The sequence below is a fragment of the Burkholderia sp. AU45251 genome (assembly GCF_030482905.1).
Lineage (GTDB): Bacteria > Pseudomonadota > Gammaproteobacteria > Burkholderiales > Burkholderiaceae > Burkholderia > Burkholderia aenigmatica.
Window position 1 is genome coordinate 151,966 of sequence record NZ_JAUJQH010000007.1, and the last position, 22,227, is coordinate 174,192.

Below are 22,227 nucleotides of genomic sequence, written 5' to 3' on the forward strand. Positions count from 1 at the left end.
CTTTACTGGCAAACGAGGAATTCCCCATGACCCGAAAAATCCGCTGCGCGCTGATCGGCCCCGGCAACATCGGCACCGACCTGCTCGCCAAACTCATGCGCAGCCCTGTGCTCGAACCCGTCTGGATGGTCGGCATCGATCCCGATTCCGATGGCCTGAAGCGCGCGCGCGAACTTGGGCTGAAGACGACCGCCGACGGCGTCGACGGCCTGCTGCCGCACGTGGAGACCGACGGCGTGCAGATCGCGTTCGACGCGACGAGCGCCTACGTCCACGCGGAGAACAGCCGCAAGCTCAACGCGCTCGGCGTGCTGATGATCGATCTGACGCCGGCCGCGATCGGCCCGTACTGCGTGCCGCCCGTCAACCTGATGGACCACATCGGCTCCGGCGAGATGAACGTGAACATGGTCACGTGCGGCGGCCAGGCGACGATCCCGATGGTGCGCGCGGTGTCCCGCGTGCAGCCGGTCGCCTACGGCGAGATCGTCGCGACCGTGTCGTCGCGTTCGGTCGGCCCCGGCACGCGCAAGAACATCGACGAATTCACGCGCACGACGGCGGCGGCAGTCGCGCAGGTCGGCGGCGCGAAGGAAGGCAAGGCGATCATCGTGATCAACCCGGCCGACCCGCCGCTGATCATGCGCGACACCGTGCATTGCCTGACCGAGACCGCACCCGACGAGGCACGCATCGTCGAATCGGTACACGCGATGATCGCCGACGTGCAGCGCTACGTGCCCGGCTACCGGCTCGTCAACGGGCCGGTGTTCGACGGCAACCGCGTGTCGATCTACCTCGAAGTCGAAGGCCTCGGCGACTACCTGCCGAAATACGCGGGCAACCTCGACATCATGACGGCCGCCGCCGCGCGCACCGCCGAGATGTTCGCCGAGGAACTGCTGGCCGGCCGCCTCGCGCTCCAGCCGACCGCGCAGGCCGCTTGACGCGCGCGCATCCCACGACCGGACGAACAAGGAAACGGCAATGAATCTCAAAGGCAAGCGAATCACCGTCCACGACATGACGCTGCGTGACGGCATGCACCCGAAGCGTCACCAGATGACGCTCGACCAGATGCGCGCGGTGGCAACGGGGCTCGACGCGGCCGGCGTGCCGCTGATCGAAGTCACACACGGCGACGGGCTCGGCGGCTCGTCGGTCAACTACGGCTTTCCCGCGCACACCGACGCCGAATACCTCGGCGCGGTGATCCCGCTGCTCAAGCGCGCGAAGGTATCGGCGCTGCTGCTGCCGGGCATCGGCACCGTCGACCATCTGAAGGAGGCGCACGCGCTCGGCGTGCATACGATCCGCGTCGCGACGCACTGCACCGAGGCCGATGTCTCCGAGCAGCACATCGCGATGGCACGCAAGCTCGACATGGATACCGTCGGCTTCCTGATGATGAGCCACATGAACAGCCCGGAAGGGCTCGTGAAGCAGGCGAAGCTGATGGAGTCGTACGGCGCGAACTGCATCTACATCACCGATTCCGCCGGCTACATGCTGCCCGACGACGTGAAGGCGCGCCTCGGCGCGGTGCGCGCCGCGCTGCAGCCGGATACGGAGCTCGGTTTTCATGGCCATCACAACCTCGCGATGGGCGTCGCGAATTCGATCGCCGCGATCGAGGCCGGCGCGAACCGGATCGACGGCGCGGCGGCCGGGCTCGGCGCGGGTGCGGGCAATACGCCGCTCGAAGTGTTCGTCGCCGTGTGCGAGCGGATGGGCATCGAGACCGGCGTCGACGTGTGGAAGATCCAGGACGTCGCGGAGGATCTCGTCGTGCCGATGATGGACTTCCCGATCCGGCTCGACCGCGACGCGCTGACGCTTGGCTACGCGGGCGTGTACGGCTCGTTCCTGCTGTTCGCGAAGCGCGCGGGCGACAAGTACGGGATCCCGGCACGCGACATCCTCGTCGAGCTCGGCCGGCGCGGGATGGTCGGCGGGCAGGAGGACATGATCGAGGACACCGTGCTGACGCTCGCGAAGGCGCGCGCGGCGCAAGCCAAGCAGGAGGCCGCATGAATCTGACTACCGATATCGTCGAATCGCTCGCCGCGCATCTCGACGGCTGCATGCGCGACGCGCGCGACACGCCGAAAATCACCGACCGTCATCCCGAGATGGACTGGGACGATGCCTACGCGGTGCAGGACGCCATCCGAAGCCGGCAACTCGGGCGCGGGGCGCGGATCGTCGGCTACAAGGCCGGCCTGACGTCGCACGCGAAGATGCGCCAGATGGGCGTCGACACGCCCGTGTTCGGCTTCCTCACGGACATCTACGACCTGCCCGACGGCGGCGAATGCGACACGTCGGCACTGATCCATCCGAAGGTGGAGCCCGAGATCGCATTCGTGACCAAGGCCGAGCTGAAAGGGCCGGGCTGCCATATCGGTGCGGTGCTCGCCGCGACCGATTTCGTCATCGCCGGCATCGAGGTGATCGACAGCCGTTACCGCGACTTCAAGTTCGACCTGAAGAGCGTGGTGGCCGACAACACGTCGGCCGCGCGCTTCGTCGCGGGCGGGCGGCCGCTCGCGGTGGAGGGCGTCGACCTGCGCACGCTCGGCGTCGTGCTCGAGAAGAACGGCTTGCCGGTGGCGTTCGGCGCCGGCGCGGCGGTGCTCGGGCATCCGGCCGCCGCGGTCGCGATGCTCGCGAACCACCTCGGTGCGCGCGGCGAATCGATTCCCGCGGGCAGCCTGATCCTGTCCGGCGGCATCACCGAGGCGGTGGCCGTCGAAGCCGGCGACAGCGTGACGCTGCGCGTGCAGGACATCGGCTCGATCGGCCTGCGTTTCATCTGAACGAAACACGACCAAACAGGAGGCCATCGTGCCGGTTGCTCATCTCTACATCCTCGAAGGCCGCGACGACGACAAGAAGGAACGCCTGATCGCCGAGGTCACGCAGGCCATTCATCGCTCGCTCGATGCGCCGGTCGAATCGGTGCGCGTGATCATCACCGAGATGCCGAAGGCGCATTTCGGGATCGGCGGGCAGAGCGCGAAACAGCGCGGGCGGTAACACGCCACGTCCCCATGAATCGACTGAAGGAGCGTCATGTCATCCAATCCTGAAATCGGCCGCCGGATCGTCGCCGGCGGCATCGACACGAACTATCACGACACCGGTGACGGGCCGCCCGTGCTGCTGATCCACGGCTCGGGGCCAGGCGTGACCGCCTATGCGAACTGGCGGCTCACGATGCCCGCACTTGCGCGGCAGTTTCGCGTGATCGCGCCGGACATGGCGGGATTCGGCGAAACCGAGCGCCCGGCCGGATACCGCTATTCGATGGACCACTGGGTCGATCACGCGCTCGGCCTCCTCGATGCGCTCGACATCGAGCGCGCGCACGTGGTCGGCAATTCGTTCGGCGGCGCGCTCGCGCTGGCACTCGCGATCCGGGCGCCCGAGCGGGTCGGCCGGCTCGTACTGATGGGCGCGGCCGGTACGCGCTTCACGCTGACCGAAGGGCTCGATGCGGTGTGGGGCTATACGCCGTCGATCGCGAACATGCGCGCGCTGCTGGACATCTTCGCGTTCGATCGCACGCTCGTGAACGACGAACTCGCGAAGCTGCGCTACGACGCGAGCGTGCGGCCCGGCTACCAGGAGGCGTTCGCGAACATGTTTCCCGCGCCGCGCCAGCGCTGGGTCGATGCGCTCGCAAGCGATGAAGCGAAGCTGCGCGCGCTGATGCACGACACGCTGATCGTGCACGGCCGCGAGGACCGCGTGATTCCGCTCGAAAGTTCGCTGAAGCTGCTCGATGTATTGCCGAATGCCCAGCTCCACGTGTTCGGCCGGTGCGGGCACTGGACGCAGATCGAGCACGCAGCACGCTTCAACCAGCTCGTCATCGACCATTTCAGCGCGTAGTCCATTGGCAGGACGGGTTGCCGCCGCGTCGCGCGCATCGGCGCAAGCGGCGGCAACGCGGGTGCTCATGAAAGCGCCTCTATAAAAAATCAATTCAGTAGAACGAATATTGGAGACATCGATGAAACGGAAGTCTGCATTCGGGTTGTGTTCGCTCGCCCCATGCGCGGGCCTCGCATTGAGCACGGGCGCATGGGCGACGGAGGGCGGCGGCGACACGATCGGCGAGGGCGCAGAGGCGTTTTTTGCCGGCGCACTGCCGCCGGCCGGACTGTATGCGCTGCTGTACTACACGCATTACCACGCGTCGCGCTTCAACGATTCGCACGGCAACGGTTCGGTGCCGGGCTTCAAGCTCGATGCCGACGTGCTGATTCCGCGCGTGGTCTGGATGTCGAACCTGTCGGTGCTCGGCGGGCGCTATGGCGCGTATGCGGTGCTGCCGATGCAGCATCTGGCGCTGGATGCAGGCGGCGCGTCGTTCGACCGCACCAACCTCGGCGACCTGATCGTCAGCCCCGCGCTGATCGCGTGGGGTTCGGGCGCGCTGCGCACGGTCGCGGCGATCGAATTCGTGTTTCCGACCGGACAGTACGACGCGCATTCGGCGCTGAACACCGGCAAGAACTATTACACCGCGCGGCCGGTGTTCGGCGTGTCGTGGCTGCCGAACGACAAGGTCGAGGTGTCCGCGAAGATCACGTACAGCTTCAACTCGCCGAACAACGACACCCACTACCACTCGGGGAACCTGTTTCACGTCGACTATTCGGCGAGCTATGCGGTCACGCCGAAGGCGCGGGTCGGCTTGTCGGGCTACTTCGTCAAGCAGACCACGGACGACATGCAGAACGGGCAGCCGGTCGCGGGCGACGGCTTTCGCGGCCAGACGTTCGCGATCGGGCCGGGGTTTCGCTACCAGTTCAGCAAGATCAGCGTGGAAGCGCGCGTCGTGAAGGAGTTCTTCGTGCGCAACCGGCCGGCCGGGGAGGCCGTGTGGGCGAAGGCCGTCATTCCGTTCTGACCTGACGGCGCGGCGCCGGTTGCGCGCGTGACGCCGCCGTTGCGGGGCCGGGGCGTCACGCGACACGGCGTCGTGCGTTACCGCGCGAGCGCCGCGAGACGCGGGAACAGCGGCAATGCGTTCGCATGGTTGATCGCGGCGTGCCGGTCGGCGCCGAGCGCCGCATACGCATCCTGCGCGAGGGTGAACGATGTGCTGACGGCGGGCGGCGCGTACGGGAAGTCGCTGCCGTACAGCACGCGATCGGGTTGCGCAAACGCGGTGAGGCTCGGCAGTGCGGACGGCGACGACAGCGCGGTATCGAAGTAGAACGTGCGCAGCAGGTCGAGCAGCCCGTCGCGATTCGGCACGTCGTTGCGCACGCCCGGCGCGAGTTCGGCAAAGCGGTACGCGGTGTACGGCAGGAAGCCGCCCGCGTGCGACAGGATGATGCGCACGTTCGGATGCCGCGCGATCACGCCGTTCAGCACGAGCTGGACGGCCGTGCGCGTCGTATCGAACGGATAGTCGAGCAGCGGGCCGGGCATCCCGGGCACCGCGTCGATCGCGGGCTTCGCCGGGTGGATGAACACGACCGCGCGGCGGCGGTCGAGTTCTGCCCAGACGGATTCGAAGGCCGGATCGCCCAGATAGACGCCGCCGTAGTTGCTGAGCAGCACGACGCCGTCGGCTTTCAGCGTGTCGAATGCGTGGCCGATTTCGGCGAGCGTGCCGTCGACGTCGGGCAGCGGCAGCGTCGCGAAGTTGCCGAAGCGGGTCGGCCGTTGTGCGACGAGGCCGGCCACGTATTCGTTGACCTGGCGCGCCATGTCGCGCTTGGCCTGGCCGTTCCAGCCCTGGACGCCGGGCGCCGTCAGCGACAGCACGCCGGTCTGGATTTCCAGCGAATCCATGAACGCGATCGCGCTTTCCGGGCTCCAGGTGGGGCTGCCCCAGCCGGACGGGTCGCCGCCGTGGGCGGGCAGCGCATCGGCCCAGAACGGCGGGACGACGTGTTGGTGGACATCGATACGGTTGCGGTCGGACATGACTCGGCTCCTGTGGAAGTGCGCTGCGGTGCAACGTCTGACCGTCAGGATGCGCATGGTTGATTTTTCGATCAAATAGATTAAATTTCAGGATTGATTGTTTTCAGTGATGAATCGACCGTATGGACCTTCGCCATTTGCGCTACTTTCTCGCGGTTGCCGAAGAGGGGCATTTCGGCCGTGCGGCGGAGCGGCTGCATATCGTGCAGCCCGCGCTGAGCATGCAGATTCGCGCGCTCGAGGAGGAACTCGGTACCGCGCTGTTCGAGCGCAGCACGCGCAAGGTGGCGCTGACGGACGCCGGCCGGCTGCTGGTGACCGAGGCGCGACACACGCTCGAGCAGGCCGAGCGCGCGAAGACGCTGGTGCAGCGCGCGGCACGCGGCGAAACGGGTGTGGTGCGGATCGGCTTCGTCGGCAATGCGGTCGCGACGGGGCGGCTGTCCGACGACCTGACTGCGTTTCATGCGGCGTGGCCGGAAGTGACGCTCGACCTGCACGAGATGGCGCCGGCCGCGCAGCAGGACGCGATCCTCGCGGGCCGGCTCGACATCGGCTATTGCCCGGCTTTCGGCACGGCGTTCGATCCGAAGCTGGCCGTGCGGACGGTCGGCAGCTGGGCGTGGGACGTGATGATGAGCGACCGGCACGCGCTGGCGAAGCGGCGCACGGTGAGTGTCGCGGCACTCGCGGACGAGCCGTTCATTTTCTACGCGGCGGACGGTGACGACGAAGGACAGCTTGCGATCCTGCGGCGGGTGCTCGGCAAGACGCCGCGCATCGCACACAAGGTGAGCAGCACGCTGTCGGTGCTGGCGTTGACGGGGGCTGGCCTCGGCGTGGCGCTGGTGCCGTCGCCGCTGAGCCGGATCGCGGCGCCGAACATCGTGTACCGGACACTCGCCGGCAGCGTGCCGGGCTCCGAACTCGTCGCACTCAGCCGGATCGGCGGGGAATGGGGGGCGGTACAGCAGTACCTGGCGATGCTGGGCGAGCGCGCCGCGTGAGGGTCGCGGCGCGCTTCGGTATTACTCTTCGTCCATCAACCGGACCTTGACCCGCTTGCCCTTGATCTTCCCTGCATTGAGCTTGCGCAGCGCATCGCGCGCCACGCCGCGCTCGAGCGCGACATAGGTCGAGAACTCGGTCACGTTGATCTTGCCGATCTGCTTGCCGTCGAACCCGGCGTCGCCGGTCAGCGCGCCGAGCACGTCGCCCGGGCGGATCTTGTCCTTGCGCCCGCCGAGGATCTGCAGCGTTTCCATCGGCGGCGTCAGCACGCCGTCATCGGCCGGCTTCAGCTCCGCGAGCGGATGCCATTCGACGTCGCGCTTCTGCGCCTGCTCGATCGCACCGACGCGGCCCATCTCGTCCATGCTCGCGAGGCTCAGCGCCCAGCCGTCCTGATCCGCGCGGCCCGTGCGGCCGATACGGTGCACGTGTACTTCGGGGTCGGGCGTCACGTCGACGTTGATCACCGCTTCGAGTTGCGCGATGTCGAGCCCGCGAGCGGCGACGTCGGTTGCCACCAGCACCGAGCAGCTGCGGTTCGCAAACTGGATCAGCACCTGGTCGCGTTCGCGCTGGTCGAGTTCGCCGTGCAGCGCGAGCGCGTGGAAGCCCTGCGCGTGCAGCACGTCGAGCAGGTCGCGGCACTGCTGCTTCGTGTTGCAGAACGCGATCGTGCTCACCGGCCGGTAGTGGTTCAGCAACTGGCCCACCGCATGCAGCCGCTCGTCTTCCGTCACTTCATAGAAGCGCTGGCGGATCTTGCTGTTGTCGTGACGCTCTTCGAGCTTGATTTCCTTCGGGTTGCGCAGGAACTGCTGGCTCAGCTTCGCGATGCCGTCCGGATAGGTCGCGGAGAACAGCAGCGTCTGGCGCGTGGTCGGGCACATCCGCGCGACCTTTGCGATGTCGTCGAAGAAGCCCATGTCGAGCATCCGGTCGGCTTCGTCGAGTACCAGCGTGTTCAGCGCGTCGAGCTTCAGGTTGCCGCGATCGAGGTGGTCCATGATGCGGCCCGGCGTACCGACGACGATATGCGCGCCGTGCTCGAGGCTCTGCGCCTGCGGGCGCATCGGCGTGCCGCCGCACAGCGTCAGCACCTTCACGTTCTCTTCGGCGCGCGCGAGGCGGCGCACTTCCTGCGCGACCTGGTCGGCGAGTTCGCGCGTCGGGCACAGGATCATCGCCTGCACGTCGAAGCGGCGTGCGTCGAGGCGCGCCAGCAGCGCGAGCGAGAACGCGGCGGTCTTGCCGCTACCCGTCTTCGCCTGCGCGATCAGGTCCTGGCCGGCCAGCGCGACCGGCAGGCTCGCGGCCTGGATCGGCGTCATGTCGACATAGCCGAGCTGCGCGAGGTTGGCAAGCGTGGCGGGCGTCAACGACAGCGCGCTGAACGGCGTGGCGGTCGGCTGGCTCATTCCAGGTCTCCGAGGTAAGGGCGGCCTTCCATCTGCTCGTAGACGACCTTGCCTTCGTCGTCTTCGAAGCGTTCGAGGTAGTTGCGCGCGCCGCACAGCGGGCAGCGGAACAGCAGCCCTTGGCCTTCGTCCTTGATGACGACGTCGGACTGCTCCCACTGCGTGCCGCAGCTCTGGTTTCGGCAGGTAAACACGGTCGTTCTCCAGCTGAATTCGGTTGATGGCGCGCCCGGGCGGGCGCGGCAACGGCGGGCGGCGCTCGCGCGGCTTGGGCGCGGGCCGCACCGGGCGTCGCTTGGATTGCGTCGATGCGGATGATGGATCGGGCGGCGACAGGGTCGCGCGTGCCGCAATTCTAGCGGAAGCGGGCGACCGGCTGGGCGGTTCCGCCCGGGGCCCGCCAAGAAAAACGGCCGCCCCGGGGGGCGGCCGTGTCATGCGGCGCAACGGTGTCGCGCGGCGCCTGGCGCGTTACAGCGCCATGTCGGCCGAGGCCTTCGCCGGGCGGGCCGGCGCGGTGCCGGTGGCCTGCGACGGCGTGTTGACGTCGATCTTCGGCGGCGGCGACAGCTGCAGCACGTCGCTGGTGTACGTCCATTCCTCGACGACCTTCGCCGGGCTGTCGTTCAGCTTCGTGCCGTAGCTCGGCACGATCTGGCGGATCTTCTGCTGCCACTCGGGCGTCGCGACCTTGTCCTTGAACACCTTCTTCATCAGGTTCAGCATGATCGGCGCGGCCGTCGACGCGCCCGGCGATGCGCCGAGCAGGCCCGCGATGCTGCCGTCCTGCGACGCGACGATCTCGGTGCCGAGCTTCAGCACGCCACCCTTCACCGGGTCGCGCTTGATGATCTGCACGCGCTGGCCGGCTTGCCACAGGCGCCAGTCTTCCTTCTTCGCGTTCGGGAAGTATTCCTTCAGCGCGTTGAAGCGGTCGTCGTCGGACAGCATCAGCTGGCCGGCGAGGTACTGGACCAGCGGGAATTCGTCCACACCCACGCGCATCATCGGCGTGACGTTGTGCGTGTTGGTGCTCTTGAGCAGGTCGAAGTACGAGCCGTTCTTCAGGAACTTGGTCGAGAACGTCGCGAACGGCCCGAACAGGATGATCTTCTTGCCGTCGATGATCCGCGTGTCGAGGTGCGGCACCGACATCGGCGGCGAGCCGACCGACGCCTTGCCGTACGCCTTCGCGAGATGCTGCTTCACGACTTCGGGGTTCTCCGTCACGAGGAACGAGCCGCCGACCGGGAACGCGCCGTAGTCCTTCGCCTCGGGGATGCCCGACGCCTGCAGCAGGTGCAGCGCACCGCCGCCCGCGCCGATGAACACGAACTTCGCGTCGACCGATTGCGCCGGTTCATCCGAGTGCAGCTTGACCCACGTCACGTGCCACGTGCCGTCGGCATTGCGCGTGATCTCGCGCACTTCGCTCGACAGCGACAGCGTGAAGTTCGGCTGCGTCTTCAGGTAGCCGACGAACTGGCGCGTGATCTCGCCGAAGTTCACGTCGGTGCCGATCGGCGTCCACGTCGCCGCGACCTTCTGGTTGCGGTCGCGGCCTTCCATCATCAGCGGCACCCACTGCTTGATCTGGTCGTAGTTTTCCGAATACTGCATCCCGCGGAACAGCGGGCTCGCCTGCAGCGCTTCGTAGCGCTTCTTCAGGAAGCGGACGTTGTCGTCGCCCCACACGAAGCTCATGTGCGGCGTCGAGTTGATGAACGAGTGCGGGTTCTTCAGCACGCCCTGCTTGACCTGCCACGCCCAGAACTGGCGCGAGATCTGGAACGACTCGTTGATCTCGATCGCCTTCGAGATGTCGATCTTGCCGTCCGCCTTCTCCGGCGTGTAGTTGAGTTCGGCGAGTGCCGAGTGGCCGGTGCCGGCGTTGTTCCAGCCGTTCGAGCTTTCCAGCGCGACGCCGTCGAGGCGCTCGACCATCGTCATCGACCAGTCAGGTTGCAGCTCGTGCAGCCAGACGCCGAGCGTCGAGCTCATGATGCCGCCGCCCACCAGCAGGACGTCGACCTTCTTCGTATCGGCGGCGTGCGCGGACGACGCGGCGACGCACAGCGCAAGCGCCGACAGTATTACCCGTAACGTTTTGATCACAGCAGATCCCTTTTTCAACTTGGATGCATCGGTTTGCCACGCCGCCCGGCGCGTGTGTCGATCGCGGCGACACGCGGGTCCGGAGATCCGGATCGCGAATCCGGAATTCCGGATCGACGCCGCGCGCCGTTGCATTTGCGCACGCGAAGCCGTCGGCAAGGACACCTTCGGATCGGCTTCCTGCGGGCAGGCAAGCGCCTGCGTCACAGTGGCGCGCGACGCGCCCGGGCCCTTGCGGCAAGCCTGAGCGGAAGGCGCTTCGGGCTGCGTGGAAAGAGGCCGCGCGCGACGCGTTTTGCGGGGGCGGGGTGGCAAGGGGCGCGTAATGTAACCGAACTCGTTTGCTGTGTCACAAACGAAAAATACCGTTGTTTTCGTGGGGTTTTTTGTGTGTCCGGGTTTCCGGAATGACGGTCGCGGGAACCGGGAAAGATGGGGATAACTGCGCGGGATCGGGAGGGGTTTTCAACGGGCGCTGCGTCGTGTCGCGGCAGCGCGCCGCGACACGATCGCGTGACGTCACGTCACTTTACTTCGCGGCACCGTTCCGGCAGAACTGGTCGTACGCTTGCGCCGAATTCGCGAAGCCCTTCTGTTTCGCGAGTTCCCACGGGCGCTCGCATTGCTGCGTTGCTTCGCACCACGAATAGCCGGCCGAAGGGATGCAGCCGTGCGCATCGCGATCGCTACCGGGCATCGGCGGTACGGCCGGCGCCGACGATTGAGCCGGCGGCGTGGATGGCGCGGCACAGGCGCTCAGTGCGAACGCGCAGGCCAGCGTGGCGGCCAGCGACACCGAAGGGAGGAAACGCTTCATTGGGTAGTGCTCCATGGGATGAGTTTCGGAGAGTCGGGCGGCGGCCTGCACGTTCGCCGCATCGTTCAGTCGCCTGGCACCGGCACGCGCGACGAGAACTTCACTTCGCGCAACGCGAGGCTCGACTGGATCGACGACACCCCGGCCTGCTTGCGCAACACGCGCTCGACGAATTCCGCATACGCGTCGAGATCGGCCGCGACGACCTGCAGGATGTAGTCGGCCGCGCCGGTGATCTTGTGGCAGGACGTCACTTCGTCGTGACGCCGCATCACGTCCTCGAAGTGATCGGAATCCTGGTCGGAATGCATGTTGAACGTCACCTGCACGAACGCGAACACGTTCATGCCGAGCGCGCGCCGGTCGAGATTCGCCTGGTAGCCGGTGATCACGCCCTCGTCCTCGAGCCGCTTGCGGCGCCGCCAGCAGGGCGTGACGCTCAGCGACAGCTTCTCGCCGAGCGTCGCGTTCGACAGCGCGCCGTCGTCCTGCAGCAGGCGCAGCATGGCGCGGTCGACGCCATCCAGTTCGGCCGACGCGCGATTTTTGCTCATTTCGTGGATTCCGTAGGCGGTTTTCTCAAAATTGTATAAAAGCCGCGCGTCGAAAGCAAAACTATTGCCGGTTGCCGTCAATAAACTGTTGCCACCCTCACCGCAACAGTTAACCATGCTCACGGTCTACAGCAGCGATCACCAACTGCATCGCGGCGTCGAACTGAAGGACGGCGCGATCACCGATTCGTTCGAAAACCCCCTTCGCGCCGAAACGGTGCTCGCGCAGGTGCGCGCCGCCGGCCTCGGCGACGTGATCGCGCCGAAGCCGTTCGACCGCGCCCGCTACGCGGCCGCGCACAGCGCCCGCTATGTCGATTTCCTCGCCGGTGCGTGGGACGAGTGGGCCGCGACGGGCCGCACCTGCCAGGCGCTGCCGCTCGTGTGGCCGGTGCGCGCGATGCCGGCCGCCGCGACGCCGCCCGCGTTCATCGACGGGAAGCTCGGCTTCTACGCGATGGACGCCGGCGCGCCGATCAACGCCGGCACGTGGGATGCCGTGAGCGCGAGCGCGAACTCGGCGCTCACCGGCGCCGACCTGCTGTCGAGCGGCGCGGCGCGCGCGGCGTTCGCGCTGTGCCGCCCGCCCGGCCATCACGCGGGCCGCGAGTACATGGGCGGCTATTGCTACCTGAACAACGCGGCGATCGCCGCGCAGCACTGCATCGCGCAGGGCGCCGCGCGCGTCGCGGTGCTCGACGTCGATTTCCACCACGGCAATGGCACGCAGGACATCTTCTACGACCGCGCGGACGTGCTGTTCGCGTCGATCCACGGCGAGCCGCCGGTGTCGTACCCGTACTTCTCCGGCTATGCGGAAGAACGCGGCATCGGCGCGGGCGAAGGCTTCAACCTGAACCTGCCGCTGCCGAAGGGCACGCTGTGGGATACCTATTCGGCGGCGCTCGACCACGCGGCCGCCGCGATCGCCGCGCATGCGCCCGACGCGCTCGTCGTGTCGCTCGGCGTCGACACCTTCGAGCACGACCCGATCAGCCATTTCCGGCTGCGCTCGCCCGACTACCTGCGCATCGGCGCGGCGCTCGCGCGCCTGAACGTGCCGACGCTGTTCGTGATGGAAGGCGGCTACATGGTCGACGAGATCGGCATCAACGCGGTCAACGTGCTGCTGGGATTCGAAGGGCGTGCGTAACGCGCGGCGCCGACCGTTTCAACGGCGGCCGTGCCCCGTGCCGGCCGCCGCAACCGTGGAGCAAGGGCATGACGCGATACCTAAATGTGACGAGCGTGTCGACGCTCGTGGCCGAAGTCGGGATGACGCAGATCCTGACGACGATGGCCTCGACTATCGAGCAGGACTACCGGCGCTGGGAGACGTTCGAGAAGACCGCCCGCCTCGCCAGCCATTCGACCGACGGCGTGATCGAGCTGATGCCGACGTCGGACGCGCGGCTGTATGCGTTCAAGTACGTGAACGGCCACCCGAAAAACACCAAGGCCGACCTGCTGACCGTGATGGCGTTCGGCGTGCTGGCCGACGTCGATACCGGCTATCCGCTGCTGTTGAGCGAGATGACGCTGACGACCGCGATCCGCACCGCCGCGACCTCCGCATTGGTCGCGCGCTTTCTCGCACGTGCCGATGCGCGTTCGATGGCGCTGATCGGCAACGGCGCGCAGAGCGAATTCCAGGCGATCGCCTTCCACGTGATGCTCGGCATCGACGAACTGCGCGTGTTCGACATCGATCCGGCCGCGACCGACAAGCTGATTCGCAACCTCGCGTCGTTCGAGGGATTGCGCGTGATCCGCTGCGCGTCGGCGGCGGACGCGGTGCGTGGCGCGGACATCGTGACGACGGTCACGGCCGACAAGACCAACGCGACGATCCTGACGCCCGACATGATCGAGGACGGGATGCACGTGAACGCCGTGGGCGGCGATTGCCCGGGCAAGACCGAGCTGCATGCGGATGTGCTGCGCCGCGCACGCGTCATCGTCGAATACGAGCCGCAGACGCGCATCGAAGGAGATATCCAGCAGATGCCGGCGGATTTCCCGGTGATCGAGTTCGCGCGGATCGTGTCGGGTGCCGAACCGGGCCGCGAATCGGATGCGCAAGTGACGGTGTTCGATTCGGTCGGCTTCGCCCTCGAGGATTTCTCGGCGCTGCGCTATCTGAACGCCGCCGCGCGCGAGCGCGAGATCGGCATCGAGCTCGACCTGATTCCCGCGCCGCGCGATCCGAAGGACCTTTACGGCGTCGCGACGCGCGGCGAGTCCGCCGTGCTGCCGGCCGGGATCGGCCGAGCGGTGCGGGAAGCGCTGCATCACTGACCGTCCACGCTTCGTCATCCGAACCACAACACGTCCCGCATTGAACGGGACCCACAAGACTGACCAGGAGACAGACATGCTTCGACATTCCATGACGGCATTCGCGGCAGCGGCGGCGCTCACGTGCGCGCTGTCCGCACACGCGGACGAAATCGTGCGCATCGGCCACGTCGCGCCGCTGACCGGCGCAATCGCGCACCTCGGCAAGGACAGCGAGAACGGCGCGCGCCTTGCGGTCGAGGAAATCAACGCGAAGGGCCTGACGATCGGCGGCAAGAAGGTCACGCTGCAGCTCGACGCGCAGGACGACGCGGGCGATCCGCGCACCGCGACGCAGGTCGCGCAGCGGCTCGTCGACGACAAGGTCGTCGGTGTCGTCGGCCATCACAATTCGGGCACGTCGATTCCGGCGTCGCGCGTTTATCGCGACGGCGGCGTCGTACAGATCTCGCAGGCCGCGACCAACCCGACGTACACGCAGCAGGGTTTCAAGACGACCTACCGCGTGGTTGCGACCGACGCGCAGCAGGGGCCGGCGCTCGCGATGTATGCGGCGAAGAACATGGGCATCAAGACGGTGGCCGTGGTCGACGATTCGACCGCGTACGGGCAGGGCCTCGCGACCGAATTCGAGAAGGCCGCGAAGGCGGCCGGGATGAAGGTCGTGTCGCGCGACGCGACCAACGACAAGGCGATCGACTTCCGCGCGATCCTCACGAAGATCAAGGGCGCCAACCCGGACGCGATCATGTACGGCGGCATGGACGCGACGGGCGGCCCGCTCGCGAAGCAGGCGCGCCAGCTCGGCATGCGTGCAAAGATCCTCGCCGGCGACGGCGTGTGCTCGACCGACCTGCCGAAGCTCGCGGGCCCGGCGTCAGACAACGTCGTGTGCTCCGAGGCCGGTATCGCGCTCGAGAAGATGCCGGGCGGCGCGGCGTTCGCGAAACGCTATGAGGCGCGTTACCACCAGCCGATGCAGGTGTACGCGCCGTTCTCGTACGACGCCGTCTACATCATCGTCGACGCGATGAAACGCGCGAACTCGACCGACCCGGCGAAGGTGCTGGCCGCGATGCCGGCCACCGACTACAAAGGCGTGATCGGCGAGACGAGCTTCACGCCGCAGGGCGACCTGAAGCATGGGGCAATCTCGGTGTTCACGTACAAGAGCGGCAAGAAGGCGCTGCTCGATATCGTGAAGATGTAACGCAGCACTGCAAGCCGGTATCGCGCGCTGACCGCAGGCGCGGGCCTCAGGCCGCGATACCGGCGAACACGTCGTGGTCGACCACCCCTGGTACGAGGCGGGGCTGCCGCAGCCAGTCGAATGCAAGCTCGACGATGAGCGGTGTCGGGGCTGATTCGAGCGCTGGCCGGGCACACGCGCCGCTTACATCCGTTGCGCCTGCGTGCTGTCCGTGCGGCGCTCCGCGTCGTGCACGATGTGCAGCTCGCGCGTACGGATCGGCAGCGTGCAGCTCGCGTCGGCGAGCGTCTTGCGCACCTGGCGCGCGAGGCGCCAGCGCATTGCCCAGAACTTGTCGGTGTGCGTCCATACGCGCATGTTCGCGACGACCGTGCTGTCGTCGAAGCGCATCACCATCACGTCCGGCGCGGGATCCTGCAGCACGTCGGGATCGGCCGCGGCCAGCCCGCGCAGCGCGTCGAGCGCGCGATCGATATCGTCATGCACCGAGACTTCCACTTCGAGATCGAGGCGGCGCGTCGGGTTGCGCGTGTAGTTGCGGATCGAGCTGCCCCACAGCGCGCTGTTCGGCACGTATTCGCAGATGCCGTCCGGCTTCGTCAGCCGCGTCATGAAGAGCCCGACCTCGTCGACGGTGCCCGCGACGCCCGTGCCGCCGTCGATATAGTCGCCGACCTTGAACGGCCGCAGCAGCAGAAGCATGATGCCGGCCGCGATGTTCTGCATCGTGCCCTGCAGCGCGAGGCCGATCGCGAGGCCGGCGGCGCCGAGCACCGCGACGATGCTCGCGGTTTCGATGCCGAGCTGCGACAGCGCGCCGACGATCGCGACGATACGGATGCCCCACACGGCGACGTCGCAGAGGATCGGCCGCAGCGTGTCGTCGACGCGCTCCTTGTTCGAGAGCAGACGGTTCAGCCAGTTGCCGATGCGTTTCGACAGCCACCAGCCGGCGACGAGCAGCGCCAGGCCGGCGCACAGCTTGATGGAGAGCGTGGACAGTGCGTTCCACAGGAACGTCCAGCGTTCCGGATGCAGGTGATCGAGCAACATGACGGGATTCCGGTTTGGAGAAGCGGTGCGCGGCGCGTCGCGTGCCTGCCGTGGTCGGGCAAGCTTGCGCTTACGTGCCGGCAGCGTTCGACCGTACTCGGGGCGAGATGGTTCGCGCGAATGGGTGGGGGCGAATGCCGCATCGCCGTGCCGCCAGGCCGCGAAATCGCGAATTCGATTTAGTACGAAGAGGCTTTTCCATCAAATAGGACTTGTCCTATTCAGCCATTTCGATCACGCCGATACACTCGTTTTCACGTTGCCGGGTCGCGATGATCGTTCCTCCGCGTTACCCGGTTCTCTCCCGATTTTTCACTGACAGACAGCGAGTGACGACGTCATGCGGTTAGACCTGCGTTTCCGTCTCGCACGCGAACAAGGTCAACCCGCGCAGCGCGGCGTTCACGCTTTCCCGATGCGCCGCGCGCTGCTGCGCGGTGTCATCGCGGCGGCCTGTGTGGCCGGCGCACCGGGGGCGGTGGCCCACGCGTCTCACGACGCCGCGCCGTTTTCGCCCGTGATGGCTGACCTTGTCGACGTGCCCTTTTTCAATGCCGCGCGCACCACGTGGGGCGGTTTGCACGCATCGACGGCCGCGCCGCTCGACGTTGCCTATGCGTCGCATGCGTTGGCCGTGCCAACGACCGGCGAACGCGACGACCCCGTTGCGCGCTTCGGTGCCTGCGTGGCTTACCGCGTGCTGTGCGATGCGGCGCGCGTGGCGGTCGAACGCGCGTACGCGTCGAGGTTCGATTACGGTCTTGCGTCGCCGTTGCCCGTGGTGGGCGCGCCGGCTGCGTTCGAACGGCGTCCCGTCGATCTTGCCGCCGCCGAGCCGTTCGTGCTCGCGGAAGCCGAGCGCGGCGCGCGGGCCGGCGCGATCGTCGGCAGCCTGCAGGCGTCGCTGGCACGCGCCGATCTGCCGGCCGGCGTTGCCGCGCAGATCACCCGCATGCTCGCCGGTCGCGTCGACCCGAAGCAGCGCGGTGTACTCGGCGACACGTTCCGCGTTGCATACGAACCCGACGGCAACGCCAAGCGGCCGGGCGGCGTGCGCGTGACGGCGCTCGAGCTGCGCTTTCGCGGCCAGCATGTCGCGGGCGTGTGGTTTGCGCCCGATGCCGGCTCGCCGGGCGCCTATTACGACCTCGGCGGTGTGCCGCTCGCCGGCGCGCGGTTTGCGATGCCGGTCAACGCAACGCGGATCAGCTCGCATTTCGGTACGCGCGTGCATCCGGTAACCGGTGCGCGCCATGTGCATTCCGGCGTCGATCTCGCGGCGCCGTCCGGGCGTGCGGTTCATGCGTCGGAGCGTGGCGTCGTCACGTTCATCGGCACCGCGCCGCGCGGCTACGGCAAGTACGTGGTGATCCGCCACGACGGCGGCTATGCGTCGTACTACGCGCACCTGTCGGCATTCGAGCCGACGCTGCGAACCGGCATGCGGGTCGCGCGCGGCGAGCGTGTCGGCGCGGTCGGCAGCACGGGCACGGCCACCGGGCCGCATCTGCACTTCGAGGTCCGGCGGCACGATCGTCTCGTCGATCCGGTCGCGCTGGTCCAGGCGGGCAACGCGGCGAAGCTGACGGGCGAACGGCGCGTCGCGTTCAATCGCGTGGTGCTCGACGCGCGCACGCATCTGGCGTCGGCTGCGTGGTCGCAGCCGGTGGCGATGGCGACGCTTGCCGGGTCGCTTGCTGGCTGACTGCCGGGGAAGGGCCGGCCGAGACGAGCCACGTCGCGGCCGATCAACGCAAACCGCTTACACGGCGGGTTCGACGGGCAACCAGATTTCCAGCACGCCGGTGCCCGTCATCGGATCGTAGTCCGCGCTGTAGCGCTCGAACTCGGGCGCGTCGACCGCCTTGAATCCCGACGTAGGCAGCCAGCCGTTCCAGATGCTGTAGAACGTCTGGTGCAGCGTGGAAATATGCCCGCTGTGTTCGAAGACCGCATACCGCTGCGGTGCGAGTTCGACACAGCGCAAGGGTGCGGTCAGTCGATCGCGGCTGGTGACTTCCACGCCCGCAATGTATTCGAAGCTGCCATCCGTATCGGGGTTGCAGCACACGCCGTAGGTCACATCGTCGACCTGGCCGGGAAGGGTACCGATGTATGGGATGAACGCTTGCCACAGCGCCGGAATGCCTTCGTTGGTTTCGAACGTGTAGCGGTCGCTCATGCCGGCGATTAGCCGCTTGCCGGTGGTTTCGAAGCGTGACGGTGCAACGTCGATGATCTTCAGTTCTTTCATGCGTAGCGGCTCCACAAGAGACAACCCGTCGAGGGTGCGCCGTGCCCGCACGTCCTCGGGCGTCACGCCGAAGAGATCGCGGAAGGCGCGCGTGAACGCCTCATGGGAGCCATAGCCGGCATCGAGTGCCACATGCAGGATGCCCGGCGCACCTTGTGCCAACGCGCGCGCCGCACGCGTGAGCCGTCTCGACCGGACATAGCGCATCACCGGCCAGCCGGTATTCATCGAGAACAGGCGCGAGAAACCGAAACGCGTCATGTCGCAATTGGCGGCAATCCTGTCGAGCGTCAATTCCCTGTCCAGCTGGGTTTCGATAAACCAGAGTGCTTGTCCAACCGGATTCATGGCATTCCAATGAGGGTGTCGGGCGGACTATATGGTATCGGCGGCGGGGGCATTTGATCGTTCTTGCGGGCGGGGCGTGGGCGGACGACGCGGCAAAGCAGATCGCCACGCCGGGCGGCGTGGCGAGGGGGCAGGATGGCGCTGCTTAGCCGAGCGGCCAGTTCAGGATGGCGATACCGTCGTTGTAGTCACCGTCCGTCCCGTCTTCCGACCCGACCAGACCGAAGTAGGTCTTCTTGAAGATGTCGACCTGGCGCGAGCCGATCTTCGACGGCTTGCCGTTCGCCGTCACGACCACGCGCACCTTCCCCTTGCCGGAGTTCACGATCTGCGTGTTCAGGTTCGCGTCCTGCGTGCCGGCGCCCTGGAACGTCGCGGCCGGTTTCGGGTTGTCGTCGACGTAGATGTCGATCGTCTGCGGCGCCGACGAATTGACCAGCGCGGTCACGCCGAACGCGATGTTCGGCGGCAGGTTGAAGACGCCGTCGCGTTCGCCGCCGCCGGTCGTCGTGGTATCCGGCTGCGTGGGCTGCGGCTGCGGCGTCGCCTTCGAGAAGTAATTGACCACCGCACCGACACCGAACTTCGCCGCGGCTCCGGGCAGCACGCCGGGCGCGCCGGCCCACGTCACCGTGCAGGCGACCACCTGCCCGGCCGCATCGGTCTTCACCTTGTTTTGCCAGCTGCCGACGTCGAAGCTGTACGGGATGGTCGCGATGTCGACGAACACATCGTATTGCGGCAGCTTTTCCACGAGCTGTGCGGTCATGAACTGGCGCATCCGGTCGAGCACCGCCTGGTCGCCGTTCGCCTGTACGGCGCTGGCATCGTTGCCCGCGAGTTGCAGCAGGGCGTACAGATCGTCATGGGTAAACGGTTGTGACATGTCGTCCTCGTCTCGATGAAAGGGCTCGCGTCGCGCGGCCGGTGAATGGGTTTCGCCGTTGTCGCGTACGGAGTACAGCGTGGGACTGCCAATGACTGCTCGAATGAATCGGTTCGCAATGTGTGGTCGGCCCCGTCGTCACTGCGGGATCGACGGCGGCGCGCGCACCCGGCCGCGCCGCGCAATCGTGCTCAGCCCAGCGGCCAGTTCAGGAACACGATGCCGTCGTTGTAGTCGTCGTCGCTGCCGTCCTCCGAGCCGACGATCCCGAAGTAGGTCTTCTTGAAGAGGTCGACCTGCCGCGAGCCGAGCCGCGACGGCTTGCCGTTCGCCATCACGATCACGCGCACGCGCCCCTTGCCGGAGTCGAGCACTTTGGTGCCGAGGTTCTGGTCCTGCATGCCGGCGCCCTTGAACGTGGCGGCCGGTTTCGGGTTGTCGTCGACGTAGATGTCGATCGTCTGGTCGTTCGCCGCGTTGGTGAGCGCGGTGACGCCGAACTTGATGTTCGGCGGCAGGGTGAACGTGCCGTCACGCTCGCCGCCGCCGCCGATCGTGCCGCTACCCGTGCCGCCCGGGTTGCCGCCCGTGCCGGTTTCGCCGCTTCCGCTGCCGGGTGATGACGATTGCGCGGCTGTATCGCCGATCGCGGACAGGCTCGCGTACGAATCGATATGCATCGCGCTGCCGCGCACGCTTTTCCACTGGCCCTTCACGAACGTGACGCCGGTGCCGGCGTCGATCGTCGCGACGAGCGTGAACGGCATGCGCCCGGTGGCTTCGGGCACTTTCGACGAATAGGTGAAGCAGCCGTCCGCGACGACGCCCTTGTCGGTCGCGATCGCGAAATAGATGCCGGGGAAGTTGTTGCCGGTCGCGTACGGCGTCGGCACGTTGAGGATGACTTGCAGTTTCCCGTCTCGAATCTCTGCCTTGGCGATGTCGATGGTCAGGCCCGGGATGTCGACGTAGGTTTCCGATGTCGTCACGGGGGCGCTGTTGATCGAAGCCGAAAGGAGGGGCATGGAGGTCTCCGTTGGTAGGGCGGGTTTCGATGCAAAGAGGGTGAGGTGCCGCCGAATGCGGCGAGCAACCGCCGGCCGGCCTGGAGGCGGGCGGCGGTGGTGAGTCGTCGGGTGCGCGTCAGGTCAGCCGATCGGCCACTGGAGCACGACGATGCCATCGTTGTAGTCGCTGTCGTGGCCGTCTTCCGACACAACGATCCCGAAGTTGACCGTGTACGGCGAGCCGTCCGATTTCTTGCCGTTGATCGGCGCGAGGCGCGCATCGGTGGCCGATGGCTTGCCGTTCACCGACACTTCGAAGCGGATCTTGCCGTTGCCGGAATTCAGTGTCGCTTCACGCGTGCCGTCGCGCGTCGTCAGCTTGTGATACGCGGCGGGTTCCTTGCTGTCGCCGATAAACAGCTTGATGTGTTGCTGCTCGGCGGCATTCGCGAAGAAAATCGCTCGGAAATCGGTATTCGGCGGAATCGAAAACTCGCCGGCACGATTGGAAGACGTTTGAGAATCGGCCATGCTTTCCTCCTGAGGAATGATGGGTAAGGCTTCGAGCTGTGTCGCGCAAACGTTTGCCGTTTGAAGCGCGACGAATCGAGCATGCCGAAAAATAAATAAAAAATATTCGCCTGAGAATGGCTATTGTTCAGTAAATCGAAAACTGAGGTTAATCGATTTAATGAAATGTGTTTAATCGATGGTATTTCGATATATTCAAGAAACTATATCGGCGCGTGTATCGATTTTTTGAACGATGCGCGGCTGCGCAGGCGGGGCGGATGGGGAGACAGGAGGCGGGGGCAATCGGGCTTCGGCGCGGACGCTCGGCGTTCGCATATGGCAGCGTTAGCGTTTCAACACCATCTTTCTCTGTCGTGGCCGCGCCCACCGACCACCACCGAACGCCCACGCCGAAACCCGATTGAATGCAACAGGAGGGGGTGCGGCAACCGGCGAAGTACGTAGACCAACTCACTCCGAACGTGAACAGGGGCCTCACCGGCACCGCACCCGTGAAGGATATCGACGGGGCCGCACGCCGCCTATCGGACAGGACTGATTCTGAGCGATCAAATTCGGCGCCATTTGCACTCAGCCCGTTGACAGCCCCCATCGCCCTGTGATTTGATTTCGGCCATGCAAGCCGCCCAGCCCCTCTTCTCGCTACGACTACTAGCCCGTTTCTCCGGGCTGGGTCTGCGGCTGCGCGCTTTCCATCTGCTTCTTTCCTGAAGCGCCAGATTTCCCCCGCATCACCGACCTGGCCCCGGTTGTCGACCGGCGCCTGAGTTCGTCCT

22 protein-coding genes are annotated in these 22,227 nt (G+C 66.5%); 11 read left to right on the top strand and 11 right to left on the bottom strand.

The genetic code is table 11. From position 1 onward, the window contains the following. Positions 1 to 26 precede the first annotated feature (26 nt). The 6 genes from QZM67_RS17045 to QZM67_RS17070 all read left to right on the top strand — a co-directional run bounded on the left by QZM67_RS17045 (position 27) and on the right by QZM67_RS17070 (position 4,921). Positions 27 to 947: an acetaldehyde dehydrogenase (acetylating) gene (locus QZM67_RS17045; RefSeq protein WP_301805048.1), complete on the top strand. Its 921-nt coding sequence runs from the start codon at positions 27 to 29 to the stop codon at positions 945 to 947. A gap of 40 nt (positions 948 to 987) precedes the next feature. Beyond that, positions 988 to 2,034, top strand: a complete 1,047-nt coding sequence (gene dmpG, locus QZM67_RS17050) for a 4-hydroxy-2-oxovalerate aldolase (RefSeq protein ID WP_301805051.1) — start codon at positions 988 to 990, stop codon at positions 2,032 to 2,034. Further along, on the top strand, positions 2,031 to 2,819 hold the full coding sequence (gene dmpH / locus QZM67_RS17055) for a 2-oxo-3-hexenedioate decarboxylase (RefSeq protein ID WP_175022697.1): 789 nt from the start codon (positions 2,031 to 2,033) through the stop codon (positions 2,817 to 2,819). The genes dmpG and dmpH overlap by 4 nt, the downstream gene beginning before the upstream one ends. A gap of 28 nt (positions 2,820 to 2,847) precedes the next feature. Further along, positions 2,848 to 3,039: a 2-hydroxymuconate tautomerase gene (locus tag QZM67_RS17060; protein ID WP_043178943.1), complete on the top strand. Its 192-nt coding sequence runs from the start codon at positions 2,848 to 2,850 to the stop codon at positions 3,037 to 3,039. A 36-nt stretch (positions 3,040 to 3,075) separates the two neighbouring features. Then, the gene (locus QZM67_RS17065; RefSeq protein WP_301805056.1) at positions 3,076 to 3,897 is read left to right on the top strand and encodes an alpha/beta fold hydrolase; all 822 of its coding nucleotides are present in this window, start codon (positions 3,076 to 3,078) and stop codon (positions 3,895 to 3,897) included. Positions 3,898 to 4,018: 121 nt separating this feature from the next. Beyond that, complete coding sequence (locus QZM67_RS17070; RefSeq protein ID WP_301805059.1) at positions 4,019 to 4,921, top strand: transporter; 903 nt, start codon at positions 4,019 to 4,021, stop codon at positions 4,919 to 4,921. A gap of 77 nt (positions 4,922 to 4,998) precedes the next feature. On the opposite strand, the gene hndA is transcribed toward QZM67_RS17070, so the two are convergent. Beyond that, on the bottom strand, positions 4,999 to 5,949 hold the full coding sequence (hndA, locus tag QZM67_RS17075) for a 2-hydroxy-1-naphthoic acid nonoxidative decarboxylase (RefSeq protein ID WP_301805062.1): 951 nt from the start codon (positions 5,947 to 5,949) through the stop codon (positions 4,999 to 5,001). Between the two features lie 122 nt (positions 5,950 to 6,071). Here hndA and QZM67_RS17080 point away from each other — a divergent pair, with 122 nt between their 5' ends. Next, entirely contained in the window at positions 6,072 to 6,956 is an 885-nt protein-coding gene (locus tag QZM67_RS17080) for a LysR substrate-binding domain-containing protein (protein ID WP_301805065.1), read from the top strand. Positions 6,957 to 6,977: 21 nt separating this feature from the next. On the opposite strand, the gene dbpA is transcribed toward QZM67_RS17080, so the two are convergent. From dbpA to QZM67_RS17105, 5 genes are all read right to left on the bottom strand, one after another. Next, positions 6,978 to 8,375, bottom strand: coding sequence for an ATP-dependent RNA helicase DbpA (dbpA, locus tag QZM67_RS17085; RefSeq protein ID WP_301805066.1), 1,398 nt, complete (start codon positions 8,373 to 8,375; stop codon positions 6,978 to 6,980). Next, positions 8,372 to 8,569: a hypothetical protein gene (locus QZM67_RS17090; RefSeq protein WP_039344264.1), complete on the bottom strand. Its 198-nt coding sequence runs from the start codon at positions 8,567 to 8,569 to the stop codon at positions 8,372 to 8,374. Before QZM67_RS17090 ends, dbpA begins: the two co-directional genes overlap by 4 nt. A 277-nt stretch (positions 8,570 to 8,846) precedes the next feature. Further along, positions 8,847 to 10,508 carry a malate dehydrogenase (quinone) gene (gene mqo, locus QZM67_RS17095; protein WP_301805070.1) on the bottom strand — a complete coding sequence of 554 codons (1,662 nt, stop codon included), beginning with the start codon at positions 10,506 to 10,508 and terminating at the stop codon, positions 8,847 to 8,849. A gap of 511 nt (positions 10,509 to 11,019) precedes the next feature. After that, on the bottom strand, positions 11,020 to 11,307 hold the full coding sequence (locus tag QZM67_RS17100) for a hypothetical protein (RefSeq protein WP_089453916.1): 288 nt from the start codon (positions 11,305 to 11,307) through the stop codon (positions 11,020 to 11,022). Between the two features lie 65 nt (positions 11,308 to 11,372). Further along, positions 11,373 to 11,861 carry an Lrp/AsnC family transcriptional regulator gene (locus QZM67_RS17105; protein ID WP_175010758.1) on the bottom strand — a complete coding sequence of 163 codons (489 nt, stop codon included), beginning with the start codon at positions 11,859 to 11,861 and terminating at the stop codon, positions 11,373 to 11,375. A 115-nt stretch (positions 11,862 to 11,976) separates the two neighbouring features. Here QZM67_RS17105 and QZM67_RS17110 point away from each other — a divergent pair, with 115 nt between their 5' ends. The 3 genes from QZM67_RS17110 (at position 11,977) to QZM67_RS17120 (ending at position 15,369) form a co-directional block, all read left to right on the top strand. After that, positions 11,977 to 13,014, top strand: coding sequence for a histone deacetylase family protein (locus QZM67_RS17110; protein ID WP_122948568.1), 1,038 nt, complete (start codon positions 11,977 to 11,979; stop codon positions 13,012 to 13,014). Positions 13,015 to 13,082: 68 nt separating this feature from the next. Then, the gene (locus QZM67_RS17115; protein ID WP_175026544.1) at positions 13,083 to 14,159 is read left to right on the top strand and encodes an ornithine cyclodeaminase; all 1,077 of its coding nucleotides are present in this window, start codon (positions 13,083 to 13,085) and stop codon (positions 14,157 to 14,159) included. A 76-nt stretch (positions 14,160 to 14,235) separates the two neighbouring features. Next, on the top strand, positions 14,236 to 15,369 hold the full coding sequence (locus QZM67_RS17120) for a branched-chain amino acid ABC transporter substrate-binding protein (protein WP_175026543.1): 1,134 nt from the start codon (positions 14,236 to 14,238) through the stop codon (positions 15,367 to 15,369). Positions 15,370 to 15,552: 183 nt separating this feature from the next. On the opposite strand, the gene QZM67_RS17125 is transcribed toward QZM67_RS17120, so the two are convergent. After that, positions 15,553 to 16,422: a mechanosensitive ion channel family protein gene (locus QZM67_RS17125; protein ID WP_301805081.1), complete on the bottom strand. Its 870-nt coding sequence runs from the start codon at positions 16,420 to 16,422 to the stop codon at positions 15,553 to 15,555. Between the two features lie 340 nt (positions 16,423 to 16,762). On the opposite strand from QZM67_RS17125, the gene QZM67_RS17130 reads away from it, so the two are divergent. Continuing rightward, on the top strand, positions 16,763 to 18,127 hold the full coding sequence (locus QZM67_RS17130) for a M23 family metallopeptidase (RefSeq protein WP_301805084.1): 1,365 nt from the start codon (positions 16,763 to 16,765) through the stop codon (positions 18,125 to 18,127). A gap of 57 nt (positions 18,128 to 18,184) precedes the next feature. Here QZM67_RS17130 and QZM67_RS17135 read toward each other — a convergent pair whose 3' ends face one another. The 4 genes from QZM67_RS17135 to QZM67_RS17150 all read right to left on the bottom strand — a co-directional run bounded on the left by QZM67_RS17135 (position 18,185) and on the right by QZM67_RS17150 (position 21,448). Further along, on the bottom strand, positions 18,185 to 19,024 hold the full coding sequence (locus QZM67_RS17135) for an AraC family transcriptional regulator (protein ID WP_301805087.1): 840 nt from the start codon (positions 19,022 to 19,024) through the stop codon (positions 18,185 to 18,187). A 145-nt stretch (positions 19,025 to 19,169) separates the two neighbouring features. Continuing rightward, positions 19,170 to 19,910, bottom strand: a complete 741-nt coding sequence (locus tag QZM67_RS17140; RefSeq protein ID WP_301805090.1) for a fucose-binding lectin II — start codon at positions 19,908 to 19,910, stop codon at positions 19,170 to 19,172. A gap of 191 nt (positions 19,911 to 20,101) precedes the next feature. Next, on the bottom strand, positions 20,102 to 20,935 hold the full coding sequence (locus QZM67_RS17145; RefSeq protein WP_301805093.1) for a fucose-binding lectin II: 834 nt from the start codon (positions 20,933 to 20,935) through the stop codon (positions 20,102 to 20,104). A 123-nt stretch (positions 20,936 to 21,058) separates the two neighbouring features. After that, complete coding sequence (locus QZM67_RS17150; protein ID WP_043178912.1) at positions 21,059 to 21,448, bottom strand: fucose-binding lectin II; 390 nt, start codon at positions 21,446 to 21,448, stop codon at positions 21,059 to 21,061. Positions 21,449 to 22,227: the final 779 nt, after the last annotated feature.

Coding starts and splice junctions, on each gene's coding strand:
- QZM67_RS17045 (WP_301805048.1), top strand. CDS start 27: ATGACCCGAAAAATCCGCTGCGCGCTGATCGGCCCCGGCAACATCGGC.
- dmpG (WP_301805051.1), top strand. CDS start 988: ATGAATCTCAAAGGCAAGCGAATCACCGTCCACGACATGACGCTGCGT.
- dmpH (WP_175022697.1), top strand. CDS start 2,031: ATGAATCTGACTACCGATATCGTCGAATCGCTCGCCGCGCATCTCGAC.
- QZM67_RS17065 (WP_301805056.1), top strand. CDS start 3,076: ATGTCATCCAATCCTGAAATCGGCCGCCGGATCGTCGCCGGCGGCATC.
- QZM67_RS17070 (WP_301805059.1), top strand. CDS start 4,019: ATGAAACGGAAGTCTGCATTCGGGTTGTGTTCGCTCGCCCCATGCGCG.
- hndA (WP_301805062.1), bottom strand. CDS start 5,949: ATGTCCGACCGCAACCGTATCGATGTCCACCAACACGTCGTCCCGCCG.
- QZM67_RS17080 (WP_301805065.1), top strand. CDS start 6,072: ATGGACCTTCGCCATTTGCGCTACTTTCTCGCGGTTGCCGAAGAGGGG.
- dbpA (WP_301805066.1), bottom strand. CDS start 8,375: ATGAGCCAGCCGACCGCCACGCCGTTCAGCGCGCTGTCGTTGACGCCC.
- QZM67_RS17100 (WP_089453916.1), bottom strand. CDS start 11,307: ATGAAGCGTTTCCTCCCTTCGGTGTCGCTGGCCGCCACGCTGGCCTGC.
- QZM67_RS17105 (WP_175010758.1), bottom strand. CDS start 11,861: ATGAGCAAAAATCGCGCGTCGGCCGAACTGGATGGCGTCGACCGCGCC.
- QZM67_RS17110 (WP_122948568.1), top strand. CDS start 11,977: ATGCTCACGGTCTACAGCAGCGATCACCAACTGCATCGCGGCGTCGAA.
- QZM67_RS17115 (WP_175026544.1), top strand. CDS start 13,083: ATGACGCGATACCTAAATGTGACGAGCGTGTCGACGCTCGTGGCCGAA.
- QZM67_RS17120 (WP_175026543.1), top strand. CDS start 14,236: ATGCTTCGACATTCCATGACGGCATTCGCGGCAGCGGCGGCGCTCACG.
- QZM67_RS17125 (WP_301805081.1), bottom strand. CDS start 16,422: ATGTTGCTCGATCACCTGCATCCGGAACGCTGGACGTTCCTGTGGAAC.
- QZM67_RS17130 (WP_301805084.1), top strand. CDS start 16,763: ATGCGGTTAGACCTGCGTTTCCGTCTCGCACGCGAACAAGGTCAACCC.
- QZM67_RS17135 (WP_301805087.1), bottom strand. CDS start 19,024: ATGAATCCGGTTGGACAAGCACTCTGGTTTATCGAAACCCAGCTGGAC.
- QZM67_RS17140 (WP_301805090.1), bottom strand. CDS start 19,910: ATGTCACAACCGTTTACCCATGACGATCTGTACGCCCTGCTGCAACTC.
- QZM67_RS17145 (WP_301805093.1), bottom strand. CDS start 20,935: ATGCCCCTCCTTTCGGCTTCGATCAACAGCGCCCCCGTGACGACATCG.
- QZM67_RS17150 (WP_043178912.1), bottom strand. CDS start 21,448: ATGGCCGATTCTCAAACGTCTTCCAATCGTGCCGGCGAGTTTTCGATT.